Here is a 16,672-nt window from a genome sequence, read left to right as displayed (position 1 = left end):
CGGCTCCTTGGCGTGAACGGGTTACTATACCGTGGCTTGCCGACTGAACGAGAGTTTCCCATGCCTGTTCTTCCCTGGTCCGCCATCGATACTGTCCTGCTGGACATGGACGGTACCCTGCTCGACCTGCACTATGACAACCGCTTCTGGCTCGAGCACCTGCCCCAGCGCTACGCCGAGGTGCATGGCGTGAGCCGGGCCATGGCGGAAATGGAGCTGCAGCCGCTGTTCGAGCGCAATGCCGGCACCCTCAACTGGTACTGCCTGGACTTCTGGAGCCGCGAGCTGAACCTGCCGATCCGCGAACTGAAACGCGAGATCGCCGACCTGATCGCCCTGCGGCCCGACGCCGATACGTTCCTGGCGGCGATCCGCCAGGCGGGCAAGCGCGTGGTGATGATCACCAATGCGCATCGCGATTCGCTGTCGCTGAAGCTGGAGCGGGTGGAACTGGCGCCGTATTTCGAGCGGCTGATCAGTTCGCATGATTATGGCTACCCGAAAGAAAGCCCGCAGTTCTGGGATGCGTTGCAGGCGGATATCGGCTTTGAGCCTGCGCGCAGCCTGTTCATCGACGACACGCTGGCCATTTTGCGCAGTGCCCGGGCGTATGGTGTTGGGCACTTGCTGGCGGTGCGCCAGCCGGACAGCCAGGCGGCGCCTCGGGATACCCAGGAATTTGCAGCGGTCGAGGATTACCGGGAATTGTTGGCAGGTCTTTGAGGCCCAATCGCCGGCAAGCCGGCTCCCACAAGTTCCCCACACCTCTTGAGCGCTGTGGTTATTCCGTGGGGGCCGGCTTGCCGGCGATTGGCCGGCGCACATGATAGAAATCTGTCAGTCCGGAATGCGCAGCACCTGCCCCGGATAGATCTTGTCCGGGTGCTTGAGCATCGGTTTGTTGGCCTCGAAGATCTTGTTGTACTGGTTGGCGTTGCCGTACACGACTACGGCAATCGCTGACAGCGTGTCACCCTTTTTCACCGTAACGAACCGCGCAGCCTGAACCACCGGCCCTGTTACGGTGATCTGGTCATCGACGCTGGCCACACCATTGATGTTGCCGGCAGCGAGGATGATCTTCTCTTTCTCCTCCTGGCTGGCCACCTCGCCCTTGAGGATGATCTTGTCACCCTCTACAGTGGCGGTGATGTTCGGGTTGCCCAAGCCGACACTTTCCACGTGTTTCTTCAGCTGCTCCTCGGCATTGGCATTGCCAGGGGTCAGCAGGTCGATCAACTTCTCGCCGGCTTCCTTTACGAAACTGAACAGGCTCATTGCGTTCTCCTAGTTGATTGAAACCTCGAACACACGAGTCTAGGCCAGGTTTCCAAGACCTGCCCCACTGCGACCAATCGACGCGGTCTATCAAGGCATAGACCCTAGCGATTAGACGTGACCGGCGCACAAGCCTAGGCTGAGTGCTATCAAATAGCCGCCGGTAGTCAGCCCCGATGAACAGCAAGCCTCCGGTCTGCGCGGCCTCGACGCCACTGGCCTTGCCTGCCGCCAGCAACACCTACGATTACGTCCAGCTCGACGACGCCGCACGTGCCAGCACGCCACTGGCCGAGGAAGTCGCCCTGGCGATTGCCTTCAATGGCCTCAACCAGGCCGTGATGCTGGTCAGCCCCACCGACCTCGAAGACTTTGCGGTCGGTTTCAGCGTGGGCAGCGGCATTGTCGAGGGCACCGCAGAAATCTATGACCTGAAACTGTCCGGCAGCGGCTCGGCGATGTATGCCGACCTGGACATTTCCAGCCGTGCGTTCTGGAACCTGAAAAACCAGCGCCGCCAGCTGGCCGGTACCAGCGGCTGCGGCCTGTGCGGTGTCGAAGCCCTGGAGCAGGCGCTGCCGGAACTGGCCGAACTGCCCGGCGCGCCGCTACCACCGGCGCAGTGGCTGGCTGGCCTGCGCCAACGCATCGATGCCTTCCAGCCCCTGGGCCAGCACTGCGGTGCCGTGCACGCGGCGCTGTTCATGAATGCCCAGGGCGAACTGCTGCTCGGCCGCGAAGACATCGGCCGGCACAACGCCCTGGACAAGCTGATCGGCGCCCTGCTGCGCCAGGGCATCGCCACAGAAGGCGGGCTGGCCATCGTCACCAGCCGCTGCAGCCTGGAACTGATCCAGAAAGTCCTGCGCGCCGGCATCCAGACCCTGGTCAGCCTTTCGGCGCCCACGGGCCTCGCCCTGCAATGGGCGCGCAAGCACAACCTCAACCTCATTCATCTGCCCAAACACAGTGCACCGCGGGTCTACAGCCCAGCGGCGGAGTCGTAACAGCCGTGACCTCGTACCAGCCTCTTCCAGATAACGCCCCAGCCTCCACCCCTCGCTACAAGCCCTACCACGGCCCCGCCGGTGGCTGGGGCGCGCTGCGCAGCGTGGCCAAGGCCTGGGTCGGCAGCGACAATGCGCTGAAGAACCTGCGCGCCTTGCTCAAGACCAACCAGAACGGCGGCTTCGACTGCCCGGGCTGCGCCTGGGGCGACTCGCCCGAGAGCGGCATGGTCAAGTTCTGCGAGAACGGCGCCAAGGCGGTTAACTGGGAGGCGACCAAGCGCCGGGTCGATGCCGCCTTCTTCGCCCGCTACAGCGTCAGCGCGCTGCTCCAGCAGAGCGACTACTGGCTCGAATACCAGGGCCGCCTGACCGAGCCGATGGTTTACGACCCGGCCAGCGACCGCTACCAGCCGATCGCCTGGGATGCTGCCTTCGCCTTGATCGCGGGTGAGCTGAACAAGCTGGCCAGCCCGGACCAGGCCGAGTTCTACACCTCGGGGCGGGCCAGCAATGAAGCGGCGTACTTGTACCAGCTGTTCGTACGCGCCTACGGCACCAACAACTTCCCCGACTGCTCGAACATGTGCCACGAAGCCAGCGGTGTAGCCCTGGGGCAAAGCGTGGGCGTGGGCAAGGGCACCGTCACCTTCGACGATTTCGAGCATGCCGATGCGATCTTCGTCTGGGGCCAGAACCCGGGCACCAACCACCCGCGCATGCTCGACCCACTGCGCGACGCGGTGAAGCGCGGCGCCCAGGTGGTGTGCGTCAACCCGCTCAAGGAGCGTGGCCTGGAGCGCTTCCAGCACCCGCAGAACCCGCTGGAGATGTTGACCAACAGCGACCGGCCGACCAACACCGCATTCTTCCGCCCGGCCCTGGGCGGCGACATGGCCATGCTGCGTGGCATGGCCAAGTTCCTGCTGCAGTGGGAGCGCGAGGCGCAGGCCAACGGCGAACCGGCCGTGTTCGACCATGTCTTCATCGCCGAGCATGGCCACGGCGTCGATGCGTACCTGGCGGCAGTCGATGCCACCTCGTGGCAGCACATCCAGGAGCAGTCCGGCCTGACGCTGGCCGATATCGAACTTGCCGCACGCATGTACTGCCGCGGCAAGCGGGTGATCATGTGCTGGGCGATGGGCATCACCCAGCACCGCCACTCGGTGCCGACCATCCAGGAAATCGTCAACCTGCAGATGCTGCGCGGCAACATCGGCGCGCCCGGCGCAGGCCTGTGCCCGGTGCGCGGCCATAGCAACGTGCAGGGCGACCGCACCATGGGCATCAACGAACGCCCACCGGTGGCGCTGCTCGATGCCCTCGAAAAACGCTTCGGCTTCCCGGTACCACGGCACAACGGCCACAACACCGTCGAGGCGATCCATGCCATGCTCGACGGCCGCGCCAAGGTGTTCATCGGGCTGGGTGGCAACTTCGCCCAAGCCACCCCGGATACCGAGCGTACCGCCCAAGCCCTGCGCAACTGCGCACTGACCGTACACATCAGCACCAAGCTCAACCGCAGCCACCTGATCCACGGCAAGCAGGCGCTGATCCTGCCCTGCCTAGGCCGCACCGACATCGACCTGCAGGCCGACGGGCCGCAAGCGGTCACCGTGGAAGACTCGTTCAGCATGGTCCATGCCTCCAACGGCCAGCTCAAGCCGCTGTCGAACCAGATGCGCTCGGAACCGGCCGTGGTAGCCGGCATCGCCGCCGCCACGCTGGGTTCGCGCCCGGTGGACTGGCACTGGCTGGTGGCCGACTACAGCCGCATTCGCGACCTGATCGGCGACACCATTGCCGGCTTCACCGACTTCAACCAGCGCCTGCAGCATCCGGGCGGCTTTTACCTGGGCAACAGCGCCGGCAGCCGCCAATGGAAGACCACCACCGGCCGCGCCAACTTCAAGGCCAACCTGCTGCCGGACAGCCTGCTCGATGAGCGCGTGCGCGCCAGTGGCCAGCTGCCGGACCTGATCATGCAATCGATGCGCTCGCACGATCAGTACAACACCACCATCTACGGCCTGGACGACCGCTACCGTGGCGTGCGCGGCCAGCGCGACGTGTTGTTCGCCAACGAGGCCGACATCATTCGCCTGGGCTTCCAGCCGGGGCAGAAGGTCGACATCGTTTCGCTGTGGGGGGATGAGCATGTGCGCCGCGTGCACGGTTTCACCCTGTTGGCCTTCGATATCCCGGCAGGGCAGGCGGCGGCGTATTACCCGGAAGTGAACCCGCTGATTCCGCTGGAAAGCATCGGCGAGGGCAGCCATACACCGACGTCCAAATTCGTCGCCATCAAGCTGGAGCGGGCACGCGACGACGGGCGAATCGTGTAACGACGGGTTGGCCGGCAAAAACGAAAAAGCCCCGTTCCACAAGGGTCCGGGGCTTCGTCACAATAACCTCAGACACGCGAAAATCGATAAAGTTTCACAGCAAATACAGCAACTTAGACAATTGTGTACAACTCGTGCTACTCGTCGGATTTTCGTTGCCAGCCGCCTCAAGGAGCCTCAAATTCGCCCTCGTCATCCCTATGAGGCTCTCTTGATGAAGAAGTACTCCTCGATTCTGTTGTTGTCTTTCAGCTTGCTCAGCGGCGTTGCCATGGCCGGTGGCAATACCGAGGCCGGCATTGGCGGCGCATTGGGTGGGGTACTCGGCTCCGTAGTGGGCAACTCCATCGGTGGTAGCACCGGCGGCGCCATTGGTGCCGGTCTGGGTGGTGCGGCCGGCGGTGCCCTGGGTGCCGACAAGCGCCAGCGTGGTGAGGCCGCTATCGGCGGTGCCCTGGGCGCAGCAGGCGGTAACGTGGTCGGTCGATCGGTCGGTGGTACCACTGGCAGCTACATTGGTGCAGCCGCAGGCGGCGGTGCCGGTGGCGCACTGGGTAACTACCTGGGTAACAAGGCCGATGACGACGATCGCCATGACGATCGCCGCTACCGTCGTGGCTACGACGACCGTCGTCACTACGACCGTGGCCGCCACTATGGCCACCGCAAGCATAAGCGCCACTGGCGCGACTGATACCTCGGGCCAACGCCCTGGTAGCCAAAAGCCCCGCCCTCACCGGCGGGGCTTTTTCATGCCTGCGGGTCGAGTTGCAGCCCGGCAAGAATGGCCTGCAGCGCTTCCGGCAACGGCACCGGCCGGCCGCTGGCACGCTCGATGAACACCTGCACCACCACCCCCGCCGCGCAGGCATCCGCCTCCCCTGGGCGATACAGGGCCAGGCGGTACTCCACCGTGCTGCCCGCCAGGCGCGTCACGCCAAGGCCCACCTCAAGCACATCGGGGAAGCCCGGCAGCGCAAAGAAATCCGCCGCCGAACTGACCACGAACGCCGCCAGCGTGCCTTCACGCAGGTCGAACTCGGCTTGCTCGACGAGAAAGGCCTGGATGGCCGTCTCGAAGAAGCCGTGCACGGTGGTGCCGGCAATGTGGCCGTTGTGGTCGTTGTCCTGAGGGCGAGTGAGGATGGGGTGGAAGTGGGAGAAAGCGTTGCGGTTGGGGGATTCAGTCATCTGTCTCTCTCGCAAGGTCGCAATGAATGCTATCAGTGAAACAGAAATTCCAGGCTTGTTGAGTATTTGCTGGCCTCTTAACGGGTAAATCCACGAAGCGCCCAGCAAGAACAATACAAACCATCAGGCGCAAAAAAACCGCCCCGGGGGGCGGTTTTCCTCAGACGCTGGCGTCAGCTTAAAGCTGAGGGCCAGCAGCCTTGATGGCGTCGGACACGTCGAACTTCTTGAAGTTCTCGCTGAACAGCTTGGCCAGGCCTTTGGCCGCTTCGTCGTAGGCCGCTTGGTCAGCCCAGGTGTTGCGCGGGTTGAGCAGCTCGGTTTCGACGCCCGGAACGGCCTTCGGCACGTCCAGGTTGATGATGTCCAGGTGCTCGGTCTCGGCACCGATCAGCGCGCCGCTCTGGATGGCAGCGATCACGCCACGGGTGGTCGGGATGCTGAAGCGCTTGCCGACGCCGTAGCCACCGCCGGTCCAGCCGGTGTTGACCAGGTAGACCTTGGAGCCGAAGCCGTTGATACGCTTGATCAGCAGCTCGGCGTACTCGCCAGCCGGGCGCGGGAAGAACGGGGCACCGAAGCAGGTGGAGAAGGTCGACTTGATGCCGCCGCCCGAACCCATTTCGGTGGAACCGACCAGCGCGGTGTAACCGGACAGGAAGTGGTAGGCCGCCTGCTCATTGTTCAGGATCGAAACTGGCGGCAGAACGCCAGTCAGGTCGCAGGTCAGGAAGATGACTGCGTTAGGCTCGCCACCCAGGTTGGCTTCGGCGCGCTTGGCGACGTGCTCCAGCGGGTAGGCGGCGCGGCTGTTCTGGGTCAGGCTGACATCGGCGTAGTCGGCGTGCTTGTTGGCGTCGAGGACGACGTTTTCCAGCACGGCGCCATGCTTGATGGCTTTCCAGATGACCGGCTCGTTCTTCTCGGAAAGGTCGATGCACTTGGCGTAGCAGCCGCCTTCCATGTTGAAGACAACGCCTTCGCCCCAACCGTGCTCGTCGTCACCGATCAGGTAACGGCTTTCGTCGGCCGACAGGGTGGTCTTGCCGGTGCCGGACAGACCGAAGAACAGGGTCACATCGCCTTCTTCGCCGATGTTGGCAGCGCAGTGCATCGGTAGCACGTCGGCAGCCGGCAGCAGGAAGTTCTGCACCGAGAACATGGCTTTTTTCATTTCGCCGGCGTAACGCATGCCTGCGATCAGCACCTTCTTGGCGGCGAAGTTGATGATGACGCAACCGTCGGAGTTGGTGCCGTCACGCTCAGGTTCGCACACGAAGTTGGCGACGTTGAGGACCTGCCACTGGTCGCGGCCAGCCGGGTTGAACTGCTCAGGATTGATGAACAGGCAACGGCCGAACAGGTTCTGCCAGGCAGTCTGGGTGGTCATCTTCACCGGCAGGTAGTGCTCGGCGGCAGCCCCTACGTGAACGTAGGAAACGAAGTGATCCTGGGCGTTGTTGAACGCCTCGACGCGGTCCCACAGGGCATCGAACTTATCGGCCGGGAACTTGCGGTTGATCGGGCCCCAGGCGATGGCGGCCTGGGTGGAAGGTTCTTCGACGATGAAACGGTCAGCCGGCGAACGGCCAGTACGGTGCCCAGTCTCGACGACCAGTGCGCCGGTATCGGCTAGCACGCCTTCACCGCGTTGCAGCGCTTCTTTTACCAGCTCATCGACGCTCAGGTCGGTGTACACGGTGTTGTTGGCTTGCGTCATGAGATACCCCATCCGGCCCGAGGCCGAGTGCTCCAAACGTTTTGTAGTTGTCTGTAAAAAACTACTACAGCGAAAAAAGTGGCCGGATTATGCCAGAAACGCCCAAAAAAAGTAGGCCCCTCCTGTCGTAACCGCGCTTTTGCGCAATTCGACAGGAGATTTCCCTGCAATTAAACGTTTCAGTGGCGAGTTTCTGACGCGGTGTCCGTACCGCCACCGGCAAACAGTTGTGCAACATCGCTGGCATCGAAGAAATAGCGCTCGTTGCAGAACTGGCAATCGATCTCCACCTTGCCGCCACATTCGTCTACCAGTTGCTTGGCGTCATGCTCGCCAAGACTGACCAGCGCATTGCCGGAACGTTCGCGCGAGCAGCTGCATTGGAAGCGCAGCGGCTGAATATCGAACAGGCGCACGGCGTCTTCGTGGTACAGGCGATGCAGCAGGGTTTCGTTGTCCTCGGCCCACTCTTCTGCCTTGAGCGTCTTGGCCAGGGCGATCACGTGCTGCCAGCTGTCTTCGCGCTCTTCTTCGTCACGCTGGCGATCGACCGGCAGCTGTTGCAACAGCAGGCCGCGAGCCTTGCCACCTTCGGCATTGAGCCAGAAGCGGGTGTTGGTCTGCTGCGACTGAATGAAGTAATTGGTGAAGCACTCCGACAGGTTGGCGCCGTCGAGCTCGACGGTCCCCTGGTAGCGCTGGCCCTTGACCGGGTCGATGGTCAGGGTCAGGTGGCCGTCGGGCATCAGCTGGGCCAGCGTCGCATCGGCAGGGATCTGATCCGCTTCATAGCGCGCCATGCCGCGAATATCGCGCTCGCTGGAGCACTCCACCATCAGCAAGGGGATCGGGCCAGCCGAACGCGCCTGCAAAATCAGCAGGCCGTCGAACTTCATCGCGCCGACCAGCAGCGAGGTCGCGGCCATCAGTTCGCCGAGCAGCGTCGCCACCGGCTGTGGGTAGGCGTGACGCGCCAACACTGCGGCGTAGCTGTCATCGAGTGCCACCCACTCGCCGCGGATGTCGCGGTCGTCGAAGATGAAACGTTGGGTGAAATCGGTATCAGGCAAATCGCTCATAGGTTTTGGCTATCTAAAAATGATGACAAAATGGTTACACGGGATGTCGAAAACAAGCGAGAACCCGTGGCAGAGCGCTCACAAGGCGCTCCGATTCCTGTTTGCAATAGAGGTATTTTATGGACAATCGACCACTGTTCCAAGCAAGGTGGTCCTGGGGCCCTCTGGCAGCCTGCACCGTGCTGCCGATCGCTCTACTGTGTTTCTGGTTATGGCCTTTTGGCCAGATCCTGTGCCTGACTTTCGACGAGTGGCTGTTCCACAGCCTCAATGCGCCGTTGGCCGACAACACCACCTGGCGCTATATCTGGACCGTCGGCAGCCTGCGGCCCTTCGACATCGTCGTCGGCCTGGTCCTGCTGACCGTTCTGATTCGCGGTGATTGGGTGTTCAAGGCCAGCCAGGTACGTGAAGCCTTCTTTGGCTTTCTCGTCACCCTGATCCTCTTAGTGGTGATTCGCGCGCTGTTTTCCAAGTGGGTCGATGCAATGGGCTGGCAACACGATAGCCCATCGATGGTGTTCGACAGCGTTGTGCACCTCAGCGACTACTACCCGAACCTGGAAAAAGCCTGGGAACTCAAGGACCGTTCGAGCAACAGCTTCCCGGGTGACCACGCCTCGGTACTGCTGATCTGGGCACTGTTCATGAGCCTGTTCAGCCGGCGCCTGTGGCAGCACCTGGTGACCTGGGGCCTAGCGCTCCTGTTCATGCTGCCGCGCCTGGTGGCGGGCGCGCACTGGGGCCAGGACGACTATATCGGCGGTTTGCTGATGGCGGTGCTGGCGTTGGGCTGGAGTTGCCATACGCCATTGGCGGCGAAGGGCAGCGCATGGCTGCTGCGCTGTACCGCGCCGTTGTTTGCCATTGCCGGCAAGCTACCGTTGGTCGGGCGATTGGCGGTAATCCGCTGAACTGATGGGGGCTGCTTTGCAGCCCCGCTCACTCAAAATTGCCATGCAGCTGATGAATCTGCCGCCGCTGCTTCTTGTTCGGCCGGCCATCGGTGGTCACACCCATCGCTCCCGCCTTGCGCATCTCTGCAGCCTGCTCACGGCGGCGCACGCTTTCTTCGGTTTCTTCATACAACGCCTGGGCTTGCGGTGCTCCACGACGCACCACCGACAGTGCCTTGACCACCACCGTGCGCTCATCGAAGCCTGTGCGCAGCACGAACGCATCGCCCACCCGCGGCTCCTTGCCCGGCTTGCAGCGCTCGCCCCGGCAGTGCACCTTGCCGCTCTCGATCGCGGCCTTGGCCAAAGCACGGGTCTTGTAGAAGCGTGCCGCCCATAGCCATTTGTCCAGGCGGACCTTGTCGTCGTCTTCGGCTTTTTGTGCCATTGCGTTACCTCGAATTCTGTCTTTAACCGAACTGTACTACCGTAACTGACGGATGCAAAAAGTCCCCGCCGTGCTTACAGTTCACCACCTTATCCACTGGGTGTGCTTCGTGAAGACATTTGACCATCTGACTGTGATCGGCCTGCGCGAGTGGGTCGCACTGCCCGACCTCGGTGTGGCCGGCCTGCGCGCCAAGATCGATACCGGCGCCAGCACCTCCAGCCTGCACGCCACCGAGGTGGAGACATTCGAGCGCGACGGCCAGCCGTGGGTGCGGTTTACAGCGCACCTGGGCTCGATCGTGCAATTGCGCCACCGTCGTTGCGAAGCCCCACTGGTCACCATGAAAACCATCAAGAGCTCCAATGGCCACGCCCAGACCCGTTATGTGATCCGCACACCGTTGGCGCTGGGTGACCGCGTGTGGCAAGTCGAATTCACCTTGGCCTGCCGCAAGAGCATGCGCTATCGGCTGCTGCTCGGCTCCAAGGCGCTTATCCATGGCCAACTGGTGGTCAACCCCGGGCTCAAGTACGTGCAAGACAAACCGGCCTTTGCGGCCACCCTTTCCCCTGTCACAGGTGCTGCATGAAGATCGCTGTGCTGTCGCGCAATCCGCGTCTGTATTCCACCCGCCGCCTGGTTGAAGCCGGTACCCAGCGTGGCCACGAAATGGTGGTGATCGATACCCTGCGGGCCTACATGAATATCGCCAGCCACAAGCCGCAGATCCATTACCGTGGCAAGCCGCTGGAAGGTTTCGATGCAGTCATTCCGCGCATCGGCGCTTCGGTGACCTTCTATGGCTGCGCGGTGCTGCGCCAGTTCGAGATGATGGGCGTGTACCCGCTCAACGAATCGGTAGCCATCGCCCGCTCCCGTGACAAGCTGCGTTCATTGCAGCTGCTGTCGCGGCGCGGCATCGGCCTGCCGATTACCGGTTTCGCCCACTCGCCGGACGACATCCCCGATCTGATCCAGATGGTCAATGGGGCGCCACTCGTGATCAAGGTGCTCGAAGGCACTCAAGGCATCGGTGTGGTGCTATGCGAAACCACCCAGGCGGCCGAGTCGGTGATCGAGGCGTTCATGGGCCTGAAGCAAAACATCATGGTTCAGGAGTACATCAAGGAGGCCGGTGGCGCCGACATTCGCTGCTTCGTGGTGGGTGACAAGGTGATTGCTTCGATGAAGCGCCAGGCCAAGCCGGGCGAGTTCCGCTCCAACCTGCACCGCGGCGGTGTGGCCAGCCTGATCAAGATCACCCCTGAGGAGCGCATCACCGCCATCCGTGCGGCCAAGGTGATGGGTTTGAGCGTGGCGGGTGTGGATATCCTGCGCTCCAACCACGGGCCACTGGTGATGGAGGTGAACTCTTCACCGGGCCTGGAAGGCATCGAAGTGACTACCAGCAAGAACGTGGCCGGGATGATCATCGAGCACCTGGAGAAGAATGGCGGGCCGAATCAGACCCGAACCAAGGGTAAAGGCTGAGGTTAATGTGCCGGCCTTTTCTCGGCTAAAGCCGCTCCCACCGTGAATGCGCTGAACTCGAACACAGCGCTATCCCTGTAGAAGCGGCCTTAGCCGCGAAGAGGCCGCAGACCGATCACACCGCATTGCGCGGTAGCAGCAACCCCAATGGCAACCTCACCCGCGCCTCGATCCCACCACCGGAGCGATTGCGCAGCTCTACATTCCCGCCATGCTGGGCCGCAATCCGCTTGACGATCGCCAACCCCAGCCCGGTGCCCTTGCCTCCGCGGGCACGGTCACCGCGAATGAACGGGTTGAAGATGGTCTCCAGCTCCGACTCGTCGATCCCCGCGCCACGGTCCAGTACGCTGAGCACCACGTAAGGCGCACTCTCGTCGCCCGATACATAAGCGGCCACCTCGACGCCCTTGCCGGCGTGATGCAAGGCATTGCCAATCAGGTTGCCGAGCATGCGCTTGAGCGATACCCGGCGCAGCGGGAATGGTGGAATCGGCTCCAGGCACAGGCGCACCCGTTCCTGAGGCTGGTTATATGGCGCCACCACCTCACGCACCAGGTCGGACAGGTCAACCTCCTCCACCGGTTCGTCGCGGCCATCACGGATAAAGGCCAGGAACTGGTCGAGAATCGCGTCCATGTCTTCGATGTCGCGGACCATGTCGTCGCTCAGCTCGTTGTCGCTGTCGAGCAATGACAAGGAAAGGCGCAGGCGTGTCAGCGGTGTGCGCAGGTCATGGGAAACCCCTGCAAGCATCAGTTCGCGCTCACGCCCGGCCTGTTCGACATCTTCGGCCATCTGGTTGAACGCGCGGTACACCTCGGTCATCTCGCTGGGCGTATCACTGATCGGCAGGCGCACGCTGCGCCCCTGGCCCAACTGGCGGGCAGCGAACACCAGGCGCTTGAGCGGCTGGTTGAGCTGGCGCACGAAAATCCAGGCCGACGCGGTGGACAACAGGCCGATGGCCAGGAACCAACCCAGCACGTTCCAGATCTTCTGGCCGCGCAGCGGGTGCGGATACAACGGTACTTTCAGCCAACCAGGGCCAAGGCTGGGCGCATTGACCCACAACGCAGGCGGCGCGTGAATGCGCAAGCGCACTTCGGTGTCCTCGCCCAGTTCAGCCTGCATCTGCCGCTGATAGATTTCACTGTAGGGCCAGTGCTGCTCGCCTTCCGGCACGCCAGAACCGGTCACGCGGATCAGGCCTGCGGCTTCGGCAATCTTGTCGCGGTTTTCTTCATCGGCTGCCCAGTAGGCACGCAGCGTCAACGCCACACCGTGGCTGTACTGCCGATCGACCAGCACATCCTCGTTCATCAGCAGATAGACCAGGGTCAGTGCCTTGGAGAACAGGACGACGATCAGCACCAGCCACAACGTGCGGGCGAAGAAGCTTTGCGGGAACCAGAGCGGCGTTTTCATCGACGGTGAGGCTTCATTTTCCGGCGTTTCCGTCCGGCACGAAGACGTAACCTACGCCCCACACAGTCTGGATATACCGTGGCTTGGATGGGTCCGGTTCGATCATGCGGCGCAGGCGCGAAATCTGTACGTCAATGGAGCGCTCGAGGGCATCCCACTCACGGCCACGGGCCAGGTTCATCAGTTTGTCGCGGGTCAGCGGTTCACGCGCATGCATGACCAGCGCCTTGAGCACGGCGAACTCGCCGGTGGTCAGCATGTGCACCTCTTCACCGCGCTTGAGTTCACGGGTGGCCAGCGACAGCTCGTAGTCACCGAAGGTAACCGATTCGTCCTCGCTCCCTGGTGCGCCCGGTACACTCGGCGCCTGGCGGCGCAGCACGGCCTTGACCCGCGCCATCAGCTCATCGGGGTTGAACGGCTTGCCCAGGTAATCGTCCGCGCCCAGCTCCAGCCCCTTGATGCGGCTGAGTTCGTCGCCCTTGGCGGTGAGCATGATGATCGGGATCTGGTTGTTGGACTGGCGCAGGCGCTTGCACGCGGACAGGCCATCTTCGCCCGGCAGCATCAGGTCGAGCACCACCAGGTTGAACACCTCACGCTGCAGCAGGCGGTCCATCTGTTCGGTGTTGGGCACCGCGCGGGCACGGTAGCCCTTGCTGGTGAAGAAACGTTCCAGCAGGCTGCTGAGCCCGGGATCGTCGTCGACGATGAGAATCTTGTCACCTTCAGCGGTGTTCGGGGTGCCGGTCATGAATAACTCCTCTGATATCGCCGCGCATTATGGCGTAGCCATTGCCACGCGTGCCGTGAGCATTGTTAGCAGATTTTTCCCCCGGCGCCAGTTCCGGGGCTGCGCCACTGGCCTGGCGCCATCACCGCAACCTGTCTCCGATGGGTATAATGCGCGGCTTTCATCCAGCGCCGCCGGGCGGAACAAGCGCCTCGCAGCCCCCGTATTCACAAATGTCAGGTGGTTTACATGGACAGCATCAACAGCCGTATCGCCGAGGAACTGGGCGTACGCCCTCAGCAGGTCGAGGCGGCCGTGGGCCTGTTGGACGAAGGCTCGACCGTGCCCTTCATCGCCCGTTACCGCAAGGAAGTGACCGGCAGCCTGGACGACACCCAGCTGCGCCACCTGGAAGAACGTCTGCGCTACCTGCGCGAACTCGACGATCGCCGCGCGAGCATCCTTTCCAGCATCGAGGAGCAAGGCAAGCTGACCCCTGAGCTGGCCCGCGAGATCAAGCTGGCCGACACCAAGACCCGCCTCGAAGACCTTTACCTGCCGTACAAGCAGAAACGCCGCACCAAGGGCCAGATCGCCCTGGAAGCCGGCCTCGGCGAGCTGGCCGACGCGCTGTTCAACGACCCGCAACTGACGCCGGAAAGCGAAGCCGCGCGCTTCGTCGATGCCGAAAAAGGCGTGGCCGACGTCAAGGCCGCGCTGGAAGGCGCCAAGTACATCCTCATGGAACGCTTCGCCGAAGACGCCGCGCTGCTCGACAAGTTGCGCAACTTCCTCAAGCAGGAAGCCGTGCTCAGCGCCCGCGTGGTGGCCGGCAAGGAAGAAGAAGGCGCCAAGTTCCGCGACTACTTCGCCCATGACGAGCTGCTGCGCAACGCCCCCTCGCACCGCGCCCTGGCGATCTTCCGCGGGCGCAACGAAGGCGTGCTGAGCGCTTCGCTGAAGGTTGGCGAAGAGCTGCCGGGCACCCTGCACCCCTGCGAGCTGATGATCGGCCAACACGTTGCCATCGAAAACCGCAACCGCCCGGCCGACAAATGGCTCGGCGAGGTGGTGCGCTGGACCTGGAAGGTCAAGCTGTACACCCACCTGGAAACCGACCTGTTCGGCGAGCTGCGCGACAACGCCGAAGGCGAGGCGATCAACGTGTTCGCCCACAACCTGCACGACCTGTTGCTGGCCGCCCCGGCCGGCCCGCGTGCCACCCTGGGCTTCGACCCGGGCCTGCGTACCGGCTGCAAGGTTGCGGTGGTCGATGCCACTGGCAAGCTGCTGGACTACACCACGGTCTACCCGCACGCGCCGAAAAACGACTGGGACCGTACGATTTCCATTCTTGCCGCCCTGTGCGCCAAGCACTCGGTGGAACTGATCGCCATCGGCAACGGCACCGCCAGCCGCGAAAGCGACAAGCTGGTGGCAGAGCTGGTGAAAAAGTACCCCGCACTGCAGATCACCAAGATCATGGTCTCCGAAGCCGGCGCATCGGTGTACTCGGCGTCGGAGCTGGCGGCGCGCGAGTTCCCGGACCTGGACGTGTCGATCCGGGGTGCGGTTTCGATCGCCCGCCGCCTGCAGGACCCGCTGGCCGAGCTGGTGAAGATCGACCCGAAATCCATCGGTGTCGGCCAATACCAGCACGACGTGTCCCAGCTCAAGCTGGCACGCGGCCTGGACGCCGTGGTCGAGGACTGCGTGAACGCCGTAGGTGTTGACGTCAACACCGCCTCGGTGGCGCTGCTGACGCGCATCTCCGGCCTCAACGCGACCCTGGCGCAGAATATCGTCGCCCACCGCGACGCCAACGGCCCGTTCGCCACCCGTGCCGCGCTGAAGAAAGTCAGCCGCCTGGGCGAAAAAACCTTCGAGCAGGCTGCCGGCTTCCTGCGCGTGATGAACGGTGACAACCCACTGGACGCCTCGGCCGTTCACCCTGAGGCCTACCCGCTGGTGCAGCGCATTGCCGCCGACACCGACCGCGACATCCGTTCGCTGATCGGCGACAGTGGCTTCCTCAAGCGCCTCGACCCGAAGCAGTTCACCGACGAGAGCTTCGGCCTGCCGACCGTCACCGACATCCTGCAAGAGCTGGACAAACCCGGCCGTGACCCACGCCCCGAGTTCAAGACGGCCACCTTCCAGGACGGCGTCGAGGACCTCAAGGACCTGGAACCGGGCATGATCCTCGAAGGCGTGGTTACCAACGTGACCAACTTCGGTGCTTTCGTCGACATCGGCGTCCACCAGGACGGCTTGGTGCACATTTCGGCGCTGTCGGAGAAGTTCATCAAAGACCCGCGCGAAGCGGTCAAGGCCGGTGACGTGGTCAAGGTCAAGGTCATGGAAGTGGACATCCCGCGCAAGCGCGTCGGCCTGTCCATGCGCATGAGCGACACCCCGGGCGAAAAGGTCGAAGGCAACCGTGGCGGCAACCGTGGCAACGGTGGCAACCGCCAGCAGCAGGCACCGCGCCAGCGTGAAACTGCCACCGCCGCCCCGGCCAACAACGCCATGGCCTCGCTGTTCGCCAACGCCAAGCAGTTGAAGAAGAAGTGATGGAAATCCCCAGCGAGCAGGTACAAAGCGCCTACAGCCAGCTCCTCGGCTGCCGCGTGCAACGCCTGGACACAGGTGTTGCCGAGGTAGCCCTGGCGCTCGAGCCGCACCTGCGCAACCGCGGCCAGAAGCTGCACGGCGGGGCCATCTTCAGCCTGGTGGACATCGCCATGGGCCTGGCCTGCTCGGCCAGCCATGGTTTCGACCAGCAGAGCGTGACCATCGAATGCAAGATCAACTACATGCGTGCGGTCAGTGACGGCGAGGTGCTGTGCACCGCCCGTGTGCTGCACGCCGGGCGCCGCACCCTGGTGGTCGACGCCGACGTAGTCCAAGGCGACAAGCTGGTGGCGAAAGCGCAAGGAACCTTCGCGGTTCTCTAGCTCACCAAGCAGTATCTGCGGTATTTTCAGCAGTGCGCTGGCACTGCTGGATCCGCGTAAACCAGGCGACAACGCCAGTTCCTTTCTTC

General features: G+C 63.0%; 16 protein-coding genes. 9 read left to right on the top strand and 7 right to left on the bottom strand.

The genetic code is table 11. The features are described from left to right. Window positions 1-60 precede the first annotated feature (60 nt). Complete coding sequence (gene yrfG, locus ACIPIJ_RS16725) at window positions 61-723, top strand: GMP/IMP nucleotidase (RefSeq protein ID WP_401078485.1); 663 nt, start codon at window positions 61-63, stop codon at window positions 721-723. Window positions 724-837: 114 nt separating this feature from the next. Here yrfG and lysM read toward each other — a convergent pair whose 3' ends face one another. After that, window positions 838-1,278, bottom strand: a complete 441-nt coding sequence (lysM, locus tag ACIPIJ_RS16720; protein WP_401078482.1) for a peptidoglycan-binding protein LysM — start codon at window positions 1,276-1,278, stop codon at window positions 838-840. A gap of 176 nt (window positions 1,279-1,454) precedes the next feature. Between lysM and fdhD the strand changes: the two genes are divergently transcribed. The 3 genes from fdhD (at window position 1,455) to ACIPIJ_RS16705 (ending at window position 5,330) form a co-directional block, all read left to right on the top strand. Next, complete coding sequence (fdhD, locus tag ACIPIJ_RS16715; RefSeq protein WP_401078480.1) at window positions 1,455-2,285, top strand: formate dehydrogenase accessory sulfurtransferase FdhD; 831 nt, start codon at window positions 1,455-1,457, stop codon at window positions 2,283-2,285. A gap of 5 nt (window positions 2,286-2,290) precedes the next feature. Continuing rightward, complete coding sequence (locus ACIPIJ_RS16710; RefSeq protein WP_401078478.1) at window positions 2,291-4,636, top strand: FdhF/YdeP family oxidoreductase; 2,346 nt, start codon at window positions 2,291-2,293, stop codon at window positions 4,634-4,636. Between the two features lie 214 nt (window positions 4,637-4,850). Then, on the top strand, window positions 4,851-5,330 hold the full coding sequence (locus tag ACIPIJ_RS16705) for a glycine zipper domain-containing protein (RefSeq protein ID WP_012316712.1): 480 nt from the start codon (window positions 4,851-4,853) through the stop codon (window positions 5,328-5,330). Between the two features lie 56 nt (window positions 5,331-5,386). Here ACIPIJ_RS16705 and ACIPIJ_RS16700 read toward each other — a convergent pair whose 3' ends face one another. The 3 genes from ACIPIJ_RS16700 to hslO form a co-directional block, all read right to left on the bottom strand. After that, complete coding sequence (locus ACIPIJ_RS16700) at window positions 5,387-5,827, bottom strand: acyl-CoA thioesterase (RefSeq protein ID WP_401078476.1); 441 nt, start codon at window positions 5,825-5,827, stop codon at window positions 5,387-5,389. A 178-nt stretch (window positions 5,828-6,005) separates the two neighbouring features. Further along, window positions 6,006-7,547, bottom strand: coding sequence for a phosphoenolpyruvate carboxykinase (locus ACIPIJ_RS16695; RefSeq protein WP_401078473.1), 1,542 nt, complete (start codon window positions 7,545-7,547; stop codon window positions 6,006-6,008). Between the two features lie 179 nt (window positions 7,548-7,726). Beyond that, on the bottom strand, window positions 7,727-8,626 hold the full coding sequence (hslO, locus tag ACIPIJ_RS16690; protein ID WP_401078470.1) for an Hsp33 family molecular chaperone HslO: 900 nt from the start codon (window positions 8,624-8,626) through the stop codon (window positions 7,727-7,729). Between the two features lie 119 nt (window positions 8,627-8,745). Between hslO and ACIPIJ_RS16685 the strand changes: the two genes are divergently transcribed. Beyond that, window positions 8,746-9,540 (top strand): phosphatase PAP2 family protein, encoded by a 795-nt coding sequence (locus ACIPIJ_RS16685; protein ID WP_401078468.1) that lies wholly within the window; start codon window positions 8,746-8,748, stop codon window positions 9,538-9,540. A gap of 28 nt (window positions 9,541-9,568) precedes the next feature. Here ACIPIJ_RS16685 and ACIPIJ_RS16680 read toward each other — a convergent pair whose 3' ends face one another. Next, complete coding sequence (locus ACIPIJ_RS16680; protein ID WP_401078466.1) at window positions 9,569-9,970, bottom strand: RNA-binding S4 domain-containing protein; 402 nt, start codon at window positions 9,968-9,970, stop codon at window positions 9,569-9,571. A gap of 109 nt (window positions 9,971-10,079) precedes the next feature. Between ACIPIJ_RS16680 and ACIPIJ_RS16675 the strand changes: the two genes are divergently transcribed. Together ACIPIJ_RS16675 and rimK are read left to right on the top strand one after the other, a co-directional pair. After that, complete coding sequence (locus ACIPIJ_RS16675) at window positions 10,080-10,562, top strand: ATP-dependent zinc protease (RefSeq protein WP_401078464.1); 483 nt, start codon at window positions 10,080-10,082, stop codon at window positions 10,560-10,562. Then, window positions 10,559-11,464, top strand: coding sequence for a 30S ribosomal protein S6--L-glutamate ligase (gene rimK, locus ACIPIJ_RS16670; RefSeq protein ID WP_401078462.1), 906 nt, complete (start codon window positions 10,559-10,561; stop codon window positions 11,462-11,464). Before ACIPIJ_RS16675 ends, rimK begins: the two co-directional genes overlap by 4 nt. Window positions 11,465-11,579: 115 nt before the next feature. On the opposite strand, the gene ACIPIJ_RS16665 is transcribed toward rimK, so the two are convergent. Continuing rightward, window positions 11,580-12,893 carry an ATP-binding protein gene (locus ACIPIJ_RS16665; protein WP_401078459.1) on the bottom strand — a complete coding sequence of 438 codons (1,314 nt, stop codon included), beginning with the start codon at window positions 12,891-12,893 and terminating at the stop codon, window positions 11,580-11,582. A gap of 13 nt (window positions 12,894-12,906) precedes the next feature. Next, window positions 12,907-13,647: a two-component system response regulator OmpR gene (gene ompR, locus ACIPIJ_RS16660; RefSeq protein ID WP_317660233.1), complete on the bottom strand. Its 741-nt coding sequence runs from the start codon at window positions 13,645-13,647 to the stop codon at window positions 12,907-12,909. A gap of 228 nt (window positions 13,648-13,875) precedes the next feature. Between ompR and ACIPIJ_RS16655 the strand changes: the two genes are divergently transcribed. Then, window positions 13,876-16,200 carry a Tex family protein gene (locus ACIPIJ_RS16655; RefSeq protein WP_401078456.1) on the top strand — a complete coding sequence of 775 codons (2,325 nt, stop codon included), beginning with the start codon at window positions 13,876-13,878 and terminating at the stop codon, window positions 16,198-16,200. Beyond that, on the top strand, window positions 16,200-16,583 hold the full coding sequence (locus ACIPIJ_RS16650; protein ID WP_401078454.1) for a PaaI family thioesterase: 384 nt from the start codon (window positions 16,200-16,202) through the stop codon (window positions 16,581-16,583). Before ACIPIJ_RS16655 ends, ACIPIJ_RS16650 begins: the two co-directional genes overlap by 1 nt. Window positions 16,584-16,672 lie beyond the last annotated feature (89 nt).

Origin of the sequence: Pseudomonas sp. NPDC087185, from assembly GCF_044744955.1 — a bacterium.
In the GTDB taxonomy this organism is placed as follows: domain Bacteria; phylum Pseudomonadota; class Gammaproteobacteria; order Pseudomonadales; family Pseudomonadaceae; genus Aquipseudomonas.
This window is presented reverse-complemented; position numbering and strand designations above follow the sequence as displayed.